The 12,553-nt window shown below is 71.4% G+C and carries 10 protein-coding genes; 3 read left to right on the top strand and 7 right to left on the bottom strand.

Annotated elements, in window-relative coordinates; all coding sequences use genetic code 11:
- Positions 1–1,000 (bottom strand): MCP four helix bundle domain-containing protein (locus GT007_RS10860; RefSeq protein ID WP_160121633.1); only part of this gene is annotated, 1,000 nt, incomplete at its 3' end.
- Positions 1,001–1,201: 201 nt separating this feature from the next.
- Between GT007_RS10860 and copM the strand changes: the two genes are divergently transcribed.
- Positions 1,202–1,636 carry a CopM family metallochaperone gene (gene copM / locus GT007_RS10855; RefSeq protein ID WP_160121632.1) on the top strand — a complete coding sequence of 145 codons (435 nt, stop codon included), beginning with the start codon at positions 1,202–1,204 and terminating at the stop codon, positions 1,634–1,636.
- A gap of 3 nt (positions 1,637–1,639) precedes the next feature.
- Here the strand turns inward: copM and GT007_RS10850 are convergent, their stop codons facing one another.
- Positions 1,640–3,157 (bottom strand): ABC transporter substrate-binding protein, encoded by a 1,518-nt coding sequence (locus tag GT007_RS10850; RefSeq protein WP_160121631.1) that lies wholly within the window; start codon positions 3,155–3,157, stop codon positions 1,640–1,642.
- A gap of 65 nt (positions 3,158–3,222) precedes the next feature.
- Between GT007_RS10850 and GT007_RS10845 the strand changes: the two genes are divergently transcribed.
- Entirely contained in the window at positions 3,223–4,446 is a 1,224-nt protein-coding gene (locus tag GT007_RS10845) for an aminotransferase class III-fold pyridoxal phosphate-dependent enzyme (RefSeq protein WP_160121630.1), read from the top strand.
- A gap of 73 nt (positions 4,447–4,519) precedes the next feature.
- Positions 4,520–5,566: an NAD(P)H-dependent flavin oxidoreductase gene (locus tag GT007_RS10840; RefSeq protein ID WP_160121629.1), complete on the top strand. Its 1,047-nt coding sequence runs from the start codon at positions 4,520–4,522 to the stop codon at positions 5,564–5,566.
- A gap of 21 nt (positions 5,567–5,587) precedes the next feature.
- Here the strand turns inward: GT007_RS10840 and GT007_RS10835 are convergent, their stop codons facing one another.
- The 5 genes from GT007_RS10835 to GT007_RS10815 form a co-directional block, all read right to left on the bottom strand.
- A complete protein-coding gene (locus GT007_RS10835; protein WP_160121628.1) occupies positions 5,588–6,814 on the bottom strand; it encodes an aminopeptidase in 1,227 nt (408 codons plus the stop codon).
- A 33-nt stretch (positions 6,815–6,847) separates the two neighbouring features.
- Positions 6,848–8,668, bottom strand: a complete 1,821-nt coding sequence (locus GT007_RS10830) for a CocE/NonD family hydrolase (protein WP_160121627.1) — start codon at positions 8,666–8,668, stop codon at positions 6,848–6,850.
- 37 nt (positions 8,669–8,705) lie between these two features.
- Positions 8,706–9,509 carry a DUF2272 domain-containing protein gene (locus GT007_RS10825; RefSeq protein WP_236571602.1) on the bottom strand — a complete coding sequence of 268 codons (804 nt, stop codon included), beginning with the start codon at positions 9,507–9,509 and terminating at the stop codon, positions 8,706–8,708.
- Between the two features lie 59 nt (positions 9,510–9,568).
- Positions 9,569–10,909, bottom strand: coding sequence for a DEAD/DEAH box helicase (locus tag GT007_RS10820; protein WP_160121626.1), 1,341 nt, complete (start codon positions 10,907–10,909; stop codon positions 9,569–9,571).
- A 241-nt stretch (positions 10,910–11,150) separates the two neighbouring features.
- Positions 11,151–12,359 carry a LysR family transcriptional regulator gene (locus GT007_RS10815; RefSeq protein WP_160121625.1) on the bottom strand — a complete coding sequence of 403 codons (1,209 nt, stop codon included), beginning with the start codon at positions 12,357–12,359 and terminating at the stop codon, positions 11,151–11,153.
- Positions 12,360–12,553 lie beyond the last annotated feature (194 nt).

Raw genomic sequence — 12,553 nt, 5'->3', positions numbered from 1 at the left:
TGACCACCGTGCCCGCCTGGTCATTCGTGCTGGCCGCCGTGTTGCTCATCGAACGCGCCGTCGCCTCCAGCTCCGTCGAGGCGGAGGACAGCATGCCCGTCAGCTCGCCGATCTGGCCCTCGAAGCCGCGCACAAGGCCCGCCAGATGCTCCGCACGGCGCTCCTTCACTTGGCGCTCCGCCTCCTGCGCGGCGGAAAGGCGGTCGGCCTCGATCATGTTGTCGCGGAACACCACCAGGGCGCGGGCCATGCCGCCGATCTCGTCGCCACGGTCGGTGTCGGGCATGGCGGCGGTCATGTCGCGCCGCGCCAGGGCCTCCATCGCGGTGGTCATGCCGCGCACCGGCGCCGAAACCCCGCGCACGATCGCGATGCCCGCGCCCAGGCTCAGCAGCGCCGTCAGGCCCACGGCGCCCAGCATGCCCCAGCGGGTCTCGCTGCCCATCTCGGCGCTGCGCGCCGCCAGTTCCTGGCCGCCCGTCATATTGAAGTTCGCCAGCCGCTCGGTCGAACTGCGGAAGCGCGTCGTCTTCTGCGCATAGGGGCCGTTGAGGTGCTGCACCGCCGCCGCGACATCGCCCCGGGCGAAGGCCTGCACCAGCATGGCATGGGATTCGCGGATGTCGCGCCAGCTCGCCTCCACCTCATCGGCCAGGGTCCGTTCCTCCCCGGGCATGATCATGGGGCGGTAGGTGGCCAGCGCGCGCTCGATCTCGTCATAGGAAGCCTGGGCCGATTCCATCATCGCCCGGCGCCGGTCCTCATTCGGGGCGCTGATGGCCATGGCATAGGAGCCGCGCAGCCGCTGCCCCTGGGTGGCGATCTGGCCCAGAAGCCGGGTGGAAGGCAGCCAGTTGTCCCGCAGCTCCAGCGCGACCGCGTTCATCGCGGACAACCGGTGCACGGCGAAGGCGCCCAGCCCGGCCGTGCACAGCATCACCAGGGCGAAAGCCCCGATGATCTTGCCGCGAATGCTCAAGTTCGTGAAGAATTTATGCATGGAGTGGCCCCTTCCGCTTCGGCGCGCCAATAGAGGGGGGTGAAGGCTTAAAAATTCATTCCGGAATCGGTGTGCGCCGCAAAAATATCGTGGGGCATGCACCGGCGGGCGGCCTGACACAGTATGTCATGCACGCGTGATGCACCGATACGATCCGGGGTGCATATACCCGCCGGGCCATGATCATCAGGAGGCCATACAATGCGCCACGCCACACTGCTTCTCGCGTTTTCCGCCATGCTCGCCGGCACGGGCGGCTTGGCGCTGGCCCAGCCGGCCGGCCGCCAGGCGGACCATGACCACGGCGCGCCCTCCGCGCCCGCCAATGGCATGTCCCACATGATGCGCGGCCACGGCGCGCCGGCCGCATCCGATGCCTCGCCCTCCACCCGCGGCTACCGCGCGGCGAATGAGCGCATGCACCGCGACATGGACATCCGCTTCACCGGCAACGCCGACCGGGATTTCGTGGCCGGCATGATCCCGCACCACCAGGGCGCCATCGACATGGCCCGCGTGGTGCTGGAACACGGCCGCGACCCCGAGATCCGCGCCCTGGCCGAAGGCATCATCCGCGACCAGGAACGCGAGATCGCCCAGATGCGCGCCATCCTCCAGCGCCTGCCGGCGCGCTGAGCCCTACCCCGCCCGCAGCCTGACACCCTGCGGGCGGATCAGCCCATCCGGGATCATCCGCACGCCCTCCACCCCCGCACCCGTCCCCAGGAACACGCGCTGGTGCCACAGATAGAGGTAGGGGCGGTCGCGCAGCAGCACCTCCATCGCGCGGCTATAGGCGGCCAGCCGGGCGGCGGGGTCCACGCTGGTGCGGCCCTCACGCAGGGCGGCATCCGCCGCCGCGCTGCAATAGCGCCCGCCATTGAGGGATTCCCCGCAGGCGTTGAAGGTCCAGAGATTGCCGTCCACATCGGTGCGGCCGGACCAGGCGATCAGCAGCGCCTCGAAATCCCCCGCCGTCCATTGCCGCAGCAGGGTCGCGGTCTCGATGGTCTGGATCTCGATCTCGAAACCGGCCTCGGCGGCCATGGATTGGATGATCTCGGCGGCCTGGGTGTATTCGCTGTTGTTCGGCACCGACAGCTTCACCCGCACGCGGGGCTGCCCAGCCTCTCGCAGCAGGGCGCGGGCGCGGGGCAGGTCGCGGCCCGGCACCGGCAGGCCCGCGATGTATTGCGGGTGCCCGGGCGGGACGGACTGGTTGCCCGGGGTGTACAGCCCCTCGAAGGCCACCTGGTTCAGGGCGGCGCGGTCGATCGCGGCCTCCAGCGCCGCGCGCACCCGCGCATCCTGGCCCAGCGGCGTGTTGGCGCGCGCGCCATTGGCCACATTCACCGCGATATAGACGGCGCTCAGCCCCGGCCCCTCCAGCACCCGCACCCGGCGGTCCCGCCGCGCGGTATCAATATCGGAGGGCGCCAGCCGCTCGATCACGTCCAGCGAGCCCGCGCGCAGATTGGCCAGCCGCACCGTGCCGTCGGTGATGGGGCGGTAGATCACGCGCTCCACATGGATGTTGGCGCGGTCCCAGTATTCCTCGAAGCGCTCCAGCTCCATGCGGTCCTGCGCGACGCGGCGCGTCAGGCGGAAGGGGCCGGCACAGGCGGGGGCGCGCTGGAAATCCGCGCCCAGCACAGTGGCCTGGCGGGGAGAGACCAGCATGCCCGCGCGGTCCGACAACGCGGCCAGCAGCGGGGCGAAGGGCTCAGACAGGCGGATGCGCACCTGCATGGGGCCCGCGGCCTCGATGGCGGTCACGGGGCCCATCTCACCGCGCCGGGTGCTGCCGGGGGAGCTGAAATGCCGGTTCAGCCCAGCGACGGCGGCCTCGGCGGTCAGGGGCTCGCCGTCATGGAAGCGCACGCCCTCACGTAGTGTCAGCAACAGGGCGCGGCCTTCCTCCTGCCACTCCCAGCCGGTGGCGAGCTGCGGCACCAGCCGGCCCTGCGCGTCCAGTTCGATCAGCTTGTCGCACAGGGCCATGAACACCTGCCGGCCGGCGACGGTGCGCGACAGGGTGGGGTCCAGCACATCGGGGTCCGACGCGATGCCGATGCGCAGCGTTTGCGCTTGCCCCTGCCCCAGGGCCGCACCGAAGCAGAGACAGAGGCCGAACAGCCCGGCCAACAATGGACGCATGGATTGATTCTCCCGGTATCGGGTTCATGCTGCCGGAACCAGGAAAATTGCCCAGGGGGAATGTGATGGCGTTGTTGAACGACAAGGATGCGGCGCTGCGCGAACGGGCCGCCCGTGTCATTCCCGGCGGGCTGTGGGGGCATCTGAACGCGGCGAAGCTGCCGGCGGGGTATCCGCAATACTTCGCCAGCGCCGAGGGCTGCCGCCTGACCGACGTGAATGGCCGCACCTACATCGACTTCATGTGCGCCTGGGGCCCCATGGTGCTGGGCCACCGCAACCCGGTGGTGGAGGCCGCGGCCGCCCGCCAGGCCGCGCTGGGCGATGCCATGAACGGCCCCGCCCCCGTGCTGGTGGAGCTGGCCGAGACGCTGGTCGATATGGTCGCCCACGCCGATTGGGCGATGTTCCAGAAGAACGGCACCGACGCCACCACCCTGTGCGTCACGGTCGCCCGCGCCAAGACCCGGGCCCGCAAGGTGCTGGTGGCGCGCGGCGCCTATCACGGGGCCGCGCCCTGGTGCACGCCGTCGCTCGCGGGCGTCACGACGGAGGACCGGCTGCACCTGATCCATTTCGACTGGAACGACCTGGCCAGCCTGCGCGCCGCCGCCGCCGAGGCACAGGGCGACCTGGCCGCCATCCTGGTCTCCGCCTTCCGCCACGACATGGCCCGCCCGCTGGAACTGCCCACCCCGGAATTCGCCGCCGAGGCCCGCGCCCTGGCGGATGCCGCCGGCGCCGCGCTGATCCTGGACGATGTGCGCGCGGGCTTCCGGCTGGACCTGGCGGGGTCGTGGGAACCGCTGGGCGTGCGCCCGGACCTGACGGCCTTCAGCAAGGCCATCGCCAATGGCTATGCGATGGGCGCCGTCACCGGCGGCGATGCGTACCGGGAGGCCGCGACGCAGGTCTATGCCACCGGCTCCTTCTGGTGCGGGGCGGTGGCGATGGCCGCCGCGCTGGCCACGCTGCGGGAATTGAAGCGCCTGGACGGCCCCGCCCACATGCGCGCGATGGGTGAGCGCCTGCGCGCCGGGCTGGCGGCGGGTGCCGCGCGCCACGGCCTGGCCATCGACCAGTCCGGCCCGCCGCAGATGCCGCTGATGCTGTTCGCGGGCGACACCGACAGCCGCATGGGCGACGCCTTCTGCTCGGCGGCGCTGGAGGCCGGGGCCTATTTCCACCCCCGCCACAACATGTTCCTCAGCTGCGCGCACACCGAGGCCGACATCGACGCGGCCCTGCTGGCGGCCGAGGCCGGCTTCGCGGCCGTCGCCGCCCTCTGACTTCCCGCCAGGGTTTGGGGAGTTCTAAACTCCCCGCCAAGAGGAGGGCGTGCCTGCCCCTCAGGAGGAAAGCATGTCCATCACCACCCTGTTCGGCATCGAGCTGCCCCTGATCCAGGCGCCCATGGCCGGGGCGACCACCCCCGCCATGGTGGTGGCGGTGTGCGAGGCCGGGGCCCTCGGCTCCCTGCCCAGCGCCACTTATTCGCCGGAGCAGCTGCGCGCGGCCCTGGCGGAGGTGAAGGCCAGCACCCGGCGCCCCTTCAACCTGAACTTTTTCTGCCACACCCCGCCCGTGCCGGACCCGGCGGCGCAGATGCGCTGGCGCGCGCGGCTGGCGCCCTATCATGTCGAGGAAGGGCTGGACCCCGCCGCCCCGGTCGCCGCCGCCGGGCGCGCGCCCTTCGATGACACCTTCTGCGCCGTGGTGGAGGAATTCCGCCCGCCCGTGGTCAGCTTCCATTTCGGCCTGCCCGCCGAACCCCTGCTGGCGCGGGTGCGGGCCACGGGGGCGCGGGTCATCTCCTCCGCCACCACGGTGGCCGAGGGGCGCTGGCTGGAGGAGCACGGCGTGGATGCCGTGATCGCCATGGGCTATGAGGCCGGCGGCCACCGGGGCAGTTTCCTCGGCCTCGACATGGCCAGCCAGCCCGGCACCATGGCGCTGGTGCCGCAGATGGTGGACGCGCTGCGCGTGCCCGTGATCGCGGCGGGCGGCATCGCGGACCCGCGCGGGGTGGCCGCGGCCTTCGCGCTCGGGGCCTCCGCCGTGCAGGTCGGCAGCGCCTATCTGCACACGCCGGAGGCCAGCATCCCCGCCGTGCACCGCCAGGCGCTGGCGCAGGCATCGGACAGCAACACGGCCGTGACCAACCTGTTCACCGGCCGCCCCGCCCGGGGCCTGATGAACCGCCTGATGCGCGAGGTCGGGCCGCTGAGCGCCGAGGCCCCCGCCTTTCCCACCGCCGGCGGCGCGCTGGCGCCGCTGCGCGCCAAGGCCGAGGCGGAGGGGCGGGCGGATTTCACCCCGCTCTGGGCCGGGCAGGCGGCGGGGCTGGCCAGGCCCATGCCGGCGGCGGAGCTGACGCGCTGGCTGATGCGGCCGTTGGGGAACGGCTGAGCGCCTACTCCACCCAGGCGCCTACTCTACCCAAGCACCGGCGCGCATCAGCGGCTCCGCCACGCCATCGGCGCGGATGCCGTCCAGGTCCGTCTGCGCGCCGCCGATCATCCAGTCCACATGGATCAGGCTGCGGTTGGCGCCGCGCCGGGTCAGCTCGTCCTCCGGCAGGTTCTCGTCCTCGAAGCACTGGGCATAGGCCTGGCCGAGCGCGATGTGGCTGGCCGCGTTCTCGTCGAACAGGGTGTTCAGGAACAGGATGCCGGTCTGCCCGATCGGGTTGGCATGGGGCACCAGCGCCACCTCGCCCAGGCGGCGGGCGCCCTCATCGGTGCCGATCATGCGGCTCAGCACCTCCTGGCCGGTGCTGGCATGGGCCTCCACGATGCGGCCTTCCTCGAACCGCACGCGGATGTCGCGGATCACCGTGCCCTGATAGGCCAGCGGCTTGCTGGCCACCACATGGCCTTCGGTGCGCAGCATGTGGGGGGTGGTGAACACTTCCTCGGTCGGGATGTTCGGGTTGCAGGTTATGCCGTTCCTGGCCTGCGACGACCCGCCCATCCAGGCATGCCCATCGGCCAGGCCCACCTTCAGGTCGGTGCCCGGGCCCCGGAAATGCAGCGCCGCGAAGCGCTTGGCGTTCAGCATCGAGCGCCGGGTGGCCAGCGCCGCATTGTGCGCGGCCCAGGCCGCCACCGGGTCCTCGCCCTCCACGCGCGACGCCTTGAAGATCGCGTCCCACAGCGCGGCGACCGCGGCCTCCTGCGGCAGTTCCGGGAACACGGCGCGCGCCCAGGCCGGGGTGGCGGCGGCCACGATGGTCCAGTTGATGGCGGAGGAACTGATCAGCTCCAGCGCCGGGCGATAGGCCCTGGAGCGCGCGCGGTTGGCGCGGGCCACATGCTCCACATTCTGCCCCGCCAGCAGCGCGGGGTCGTCGCCCACGATGGCCAGCCGCGCCGCGTTGTTGCGGAAGGCGGCCGCCATGCCCTCGAACAGCCAGCCGGAGGCGGTGTCGAAGCTCTCCTCCCGCCCGTATTTGTAGCGGGCGAGGGCGGAGACATCGTCGCTCAGCAGCGTCGTCACCAGGGATGCGCCGGCCTTGTAGGCGTGTTCGGTGATGAGGCGCGCGAGCGGCAGCGCCTCCACCGGGGCGGTCATCACCAGTTCCTGGCCGGGCGCGAGGCCCAGGCCCACGCGGATGGCGGTTTCGGCAAGGCGGTCGAGGCGGGGATCGGTGCTCATGGTCCGAAGGCTAGCACCGGCCCCGGCGACAGCCTACTCCACCGGCCGCAGCGGCAGGTGGATCGCCGTGGCCTTCTCCCCGCCCAGCAGCAGGGTCAGCTTCGGCGGGCGGCCATGCGGCACCTGCACGCAATGGTCGGCATCCGCCCCCGCGATCGAGACCCGGATGCGGCTGCCCTTGGCGAAGGTCCAGGAGATCGGCAGCAGCGGGATGCGGATATGCGTGGGCTCGTTCACCGCCAGCGGCGCCGCGTCCTCCCGCCGGAAGCTGCGGAAGGGCCAGGTCGTCCGGTAGGTCGCGGGCGCCGGGCTTTCCTTGCGGTGCAGGGCGCGCAGCAGCCCCTCCGTCACATAGCGCACGGTGCCGTCGGCCTCGACCTCCGACAGATAGACGAAGAGCGCCGCATCGGGTTCGGAGGATTCCAGCCACAGGTCGGCGATGGCATGGCCCGACAGCTCCATCGCCTGGTCCAGCGGCGCGCCGGACCAGCCGAGCAGCTTCGCCTCGCGCTCCTGCCAGTCGGCGTAATAGGTGGTGGCGTTGATGCCGGCGATGCGCTCATAGCGCGTACCGTTGCCGGGGCCCCAGGTGAAATCGGCGCGGGTTTCGGCACGCGCGGGGGCGGCGGTCGCGGCCAGGGCGCCATCGGCGCCGGGCAGCAGGCGGGTCGTGGTCTCCACCGGCGGCCATTGGGTGGCGGATTTCCAGCGCTCGGCATGCAGGCTGAAGAAATGGATCGGCGCCTCGGCATCGAGGCCCGTGGCGCGGCCCAGCATGTAGTGGTCGAAGAAGCGCAGCATCTCGCCCAGCAGGTCGAAATCCGGCGTCTGGTCGCGCCGCCAGGGCGAGACATTGCAGCGCGCCCCATGGTCCCACGGGCCCAGCAGCAGATGCACCTTGTTGTTCTTCAGCGTGAGGTAGCGGGAGATGGCGCCATTGGCGTAGCCCGCGCCGTCCATCCATCCGGAACAGGCGAAGACCGCCACATCCGGCCTGATGCCCGGGCTGACGGAATAGGGGCTGAAGGAGGCGGAGGAGAAGCTGGCATCATAGGGCAGCGGTTCCTCACGGAAGCGGAACTCGCCCATGAAATCCGGCTGGCGGAAATTGCCCTTGTGCTCATGCAGGGCCTGGGCCAGCAGCGCGCCGTCCGCGTCCTCGTCCACCGGGTGGGGGCCGGCCAGGTCGGGGTTCTGGTAATAGACGTAGTTGCGCAGCAATTCGCGGTTGTCGTGGTCCATGGCGACCATCAGGTCGTCATAGGATTTCGCCAGCTGCTTCAGCAGGATGCCGCCGGGGTAGTAATTGTCCGTATAGGTGTCCCATACCGCGAACAGCGGCGCGATCGCCTTCACGGCCGGGTGGCCGGTGCTGGCCAGGAAGTCGCTGGCCGCCCCCGGATAGGAAATGCCGGTGGCCCCCACCTGCTGGTCGGACCAGGGCTGGGCGATGATCCAGTCGGTGATCTCGCGCGCGTCCTCGCGCTCCTTCGGGGAACGGAAGGCATCGCGGGTGCCGAAGCTGGCGCCGGTGCCGCGCACATCCACCACCACCACCGCGTAGCCGCGCGGCACGAAATAGCGCACGAACTTCCCGGCATTCGGGATGGCGTCGCCCTGCCCGCCCTCCTTCAGCTTGAAGCGGCGGTAATAGGGGGTGTGGATCAGGATGGTGGGCACCGGGCCGGTGGCACCTTCGGGTACCCAGGCATCGAGCGCGATGCGGCAGCCGTCGCGCATGGTCACGTACTGGCTGCGGGGCAGCTCGGGCAGGGCAAAGGGGACCTCACGCGCGGCGGCGTAGGTGGCGGGGGCGACACGCCAGGCGTCGCCGATCAGATCGCTGTCGGACATGGGCGGGATGACAACCCCGCCGCGGGCCGGTGTCAAATCAGCGCGATAGCCCCGCCATCGGCACGCCCCCCCAGGGCGGCAATTGCCCCAGCCGGTTGCGCATCACCACCAGCCAGCGCGCATGCCCGGCCGGGCGGGGCAGCAGGCGGCCCTGCGCGTCCGCCGGAAAGCGGCTGAGCGTCACGGCATCGGCCACATTGCCGCCGATCGCCTCGACGAAGCCGGGCGGGGTGGCGGTGACGATGTCGCAATGCATGGGGCGGAACTGCCCGGCCTCGGCCAGGCGTTCGCTCCAGTCCGCCAGGGGCTGGCGGCTGCGGTCAGCGCAGACCAGATCCCCGGCGCGGGGCGCGTATTCCTCGGGCCGATAGGGCAGGAAGGGGGCCTGGGCCGGGAAATCCCGCGCATCGGCCAGCAGCCCGTCCAGATACAGCGCATGGCTGGCGTTGGAGGGGAATTCGCGCCGGTCCACCCCCGCGCGCAGCATCACATAGCTAACGAAGGCCGCCGACCAGGGCGGGTCGGCCCACAGCGTGGCGGGCGGATGGGCGGGGTCGGCCGCGTAGATCCCGCGATTGCGCGCCAAAGCGCCCTCATCGCGCGGCACCGCGTTCCAATAGGCGATCAGGCGGGGGAAATTCTCGGGCCGGGCTTCGAGGCGAGGGGGTGCCGCCGGGTCGGCGACGATGCCGCCCCATTCCGCCCATTCCGCCCGCGCGATGGCCAGGATGCGGGCGCGCACGCTCTCCGGGTAGGGCAGCGGGGGCCGCGGCGGGGCTGGCGGCGCCGCGCAGGCCAGCAAGGGCATGAACAGCAACAGGGTGCGGAGGGGACGAAGCATGGCCCCCTCAGCATAGGCCCCGGAACGGGGGATGGGGAGGGCGAGCCCTCCCCACGGTATCAGGCCGGGCGGCGGCCCTGGCCGTTGCCGCCGGGGCCCGGCCGGCGCGGCCGGTTCTGCTGCGGCTGGGCCGGGCGGTCGCCTTGCGGGCGGCCCTGGGACTGGCCACCGCCGCCACCCGCGCGCTGCGGGCGGGGGCCGCGCTGGGGCGGCTTCGGCCCGCGGGCCTTGGGCTGGCCGGCGCGATGGGCCACGCGCTCCATCGGCTCCGCGGTGTCGCGGCGCAGATCCTCGCTGGGCAGATCGACGCGGATCAGCTTCTGGACCTGCCAGAGCTTCTCCTTCTCCTCGACCGTGCACATCGCGATGGCGATGCCCGAGGCCCCAGCGCGGGCCGTGCGGCCGATGCGGTGGACGTAAGCCTCGGGGGTGTCGGGCATGTCGTACTGGATGACGTGGGTCACGCCGTCCACATCGATGCCGCGCGCCGCGATGTCGGTGGCGACCAGCACCGGGGCGGTGCCGCGCTTGAACTCATGCAGCGCGCGTTCCCGCTGGCCCTGGCTCTTGTTGCCATGGATGGCGTTGGACTTGATGCCGTCCTGCTCCAGGTTCTTCACGATGCGGTCCGCACCGTGCTTGGTGCGGGCGAAGACCAGGGCGCGGCCCACGCCGGGGCCGTCCAGCAGGTCGGCCAGCTTGGCGCGCTTGCGGTCCACATCCAGCACCAGCAGCTTCTGGTCCACGCGCTCCGCCGTGGTGGAGACGGGCGTCACCTCGATGCGGGTGGGATCGTTCAGGATGTCATCGGCCAGCCGCGCCACTTCCGTGGGCATGGTGGCGGAGAAGAACATGGTGTGGCGCTGCTTGGGCAGCAGCGGCAGCAGGCGGCGGATGGCCGGCCAGAAGCCCTTGTCGAGCATCTGGTCCGCCTCATCCAGCACCAGCACTTCCACGCTGCTCAGCTTGGCGGTGCCGGCGTCCAGATGGTCCTGCAAGCGGCCCGGAGTGGCCACCAGGATGTCCACGCCGGAGCCCAGGATGCGCCGCTGCGGGCCCTGCGGCACGCCGCCGACGATGACGCCGACGGACAGGCGCAGATGCCGGCCGTAATTCTTCAGATTGTCCGCGATCTGGCTGGCCAGTTCGCGGGTGGGCGACAGGATCAGCGCGCGGAAGCCGCCGCGCGGGGCGCGGGTGCTGGACTGCGACAGCTTGTGCAGCAGCGGCAGGCCGAAGGCCGCCGTCTTGCCGGTGCCGGTCTGGGCGATGCCCAGCAGGTCCTTGCCGGCCAGGGCGGCGGGAATGGCGCGCGCCTGGATCGGGGTGGGGGTTTCGTAGCCCTCATCGGTCAGGGCACGGAGGATAGGCTCGGAGAGGCCGAGTTCGGTAAACGACATAGGGGTGATACGCGTCCTGTACGCCCGCAGCGTTCGCGGCGGGCGGTGCGGATGGTCCGGCCCGCGTGCCGGGGCCGATCCACGAAAATGTCCAGGAATGGCGCCCGGCCCCAGTGCCTTGGCGGACCGCCCTTCGGCGATCCTGCCCCGCACCACTCACGCGGCAGAGCGCGGCGGGCGTTGCGGCCCGCTGACGAGAGGGCATGTAGTGCAGCGCAGCGTGAAACGCAAGGAAGCTGTTTCAGCCGGCCGCCACGGCGCGGATGGTGTCGGCGAAGCGGCGCTGCAGCCAGGTCGGGCTCCAGTCCCGCCGGCTGACCAGCCAGACGGGGCGGGCGGCGGCCGGGACCGGCACGGGCAGAATGTGCAGGGCCTCCAGCGAATGGTCGTGCGCCACCTCACTGCGGGCGGCGATGGCCAGGAAGTCGCCATCCATCACCAGCCCGCGCGTCAGCTCGAACAGCCGGGTTTCCACCGTGGCGGCGGGGGGCGGCAGGCCCTCGGCCTCGAAGATGGCGCGGAAGCGCGCGGCGGCCCCGGTGCGCGGATGCGGCGTGACCCAGCGATAGGCCAGCAGGTCCCGCGCCGTGATGCCCGGCAGGCGCGTCAGCGGGTGGCCCTGCCGGCAGATCACGCACAGCTCGCTCTGGCAGATCTCCTCCCCCGCCAGGTCCTTGGGGATGTTGGGGCGCAGCGTGCTGCACATATAGTCGATGCGGCCGGAGCGCAGGGCCTGGAACATCGCCTCATACTCATCCTGGATCACCAGGAAGCTGACCCGGGGCAATTCGCCCGACAGCCGGGTGATGGCGGCGGGCAGCAGGCCGGCGGCCGACAGCCGCACCGCCCCCACCGCGATTCGCCCTTCCATCAGCCCCTTGATCTCGTTGATTTCCTCACGCGCGGCGCGCAGTTCGCTCAGCGCCAGGTTGCATTGCGCGGCCAGCTCGTGGCCAGCGGCGTTCAGGCTGGCGCCGGCGCGCTCGCGGTGCACCAGCCCCACGCCCAGCACCTGCTCCAGCTCTCCCACCGCGCGGTGCAGGCTGGGCGGGCGCAGGCCCAACTCGGCGGCGGCGGCGCTGAAGCCGCCGTGTTCGGCCATGGCGATCAGCGCCCGCATCTGCGGCAGGGTCAGCATGGACAGGCTGTGCTCGGGCTTCGGCCCGCCTTCCTGCCCTGCCCGCAGCCGGGCCAGGGCGCGGTGCAGATAGCCGAAGCAGCGTTCCACCCGGTGCGCCAGCGCGGCGCCGGGGCGGGTGCGCAGCAGGCCGGTGCTGCGGCGTTCGAACAATTCCACGCCATAGCGCTGCTCCAGCCCCGCCAGGCTGAGGGTGGCGGCGGGCTGGCTCAGCAGCATTTCCCGCGCGGCGGCGCGCAGGCTGAGGCCGCTGGCGACCAGCAGGAACAGCCGCAGCTGGCGCAGGTTGGGAGTGGCGGCGTGGGTGGGCATGGCTGATTAGCCAAAACTTATCACCGGTGGCGCGCTTCAAATAGCGCCCCCTATGTGGCATTGCAGCACAGTGTCGGGAGCGGGTCCGCCTGTCCATCAGGATCCGGCCACTGACAGTCGTGTTGAGGATGTAGCCAAACAGGTCCGGACAACGGATCGGCACGCGGCCATGACGGAACGTCTATCCGAAGGGC

This window comes from Rhodovarius lipocyclicus (genome assembly GCF_009900765.1).
Classification (GTDB): domain Bacteria; phylum Pseudomonadota; class Alphaproteobacteria; order Acetobacterales; family Acetobacteraceae; genus Rhodovarius; species Rhodovarius lipocyclicus.
The sequence above is the reverse complement of the archived record's forward strand: the minus strand, read 5'-3'. Positions and strand labels throughout refer to the sequence as shown.

What these genes read in the sequence shown, in the direction of transcription:
- GT007_RS10825 (WP_236571602.1), bottom strand. Translation starts at nt 9,509, where the DNA reads ATGCTTCGTCCCCTCCGCACCCTGTTGCTGTTCATGCCCTTGCTGGCC.
- GT007_RS10840 (WP_160121629.1), top strand. Translation starts at nt 4,520, where the DNA reads ATGTCCATCACCACCCTGTTCGGCATCGAGCTGCCCCTGATCCAGGCG.
- GT007_RS10850 (WP_160121631.1), bottom strand. Translation starts at nt 3,157, where the DNA reads ATGCGTCCATTGTTGGCCGGGCTGTTCGGCCTCTGTCTCTGCTTCGGT.
- GT007_RS10835 (WP_160121628.1), bottom strand. Translation starts at nt 6,814, where the DNA reads ATGAGCACCGATCCCCGCCTCGACCGCCTTGCCGAAACCGCCATCCGC.
- GT007_RS10815 (WP_160121625.1), bottom strand. Translation starts at nt 12,359, where the DNA reads ATGCCCACCCACGCCGCCACTCCCAACCTGCGCCAGCTGCGGCTGTTC.
- GT007_RS10845 (WP_160121630.1), top strand. Translation starts at nt 3,223, where the DNA reads ATGGCGTTGTTGAACGACAAGGATGCGGCGCTGCGCGAACGGGCCGCC.
- copM (WP_160121632.1), top strand. Translation starts at nt 1,202, where the DNA reads ATGCGCCACGCCACACTGCTTCTCGCGTTTTCCGCCATGCTCGCCGGC.
- GT007_RS10830 (WP_160121627.1), bottom strand. Translation starts at nt 8,668, where the DNA reads ATGTCCGACAGCGATCTGATCGGCGACGCCTGGCGTGTCGCCCCCGCC.
- GT007_RS10820 (WP_160121626.1), bottom strand. Translation starts at nt 10,909, where the DNA reads ATGTCGTTTACCGAACTCGGCCTCTCCGAGCCTATCCTCCGTGCCCTG.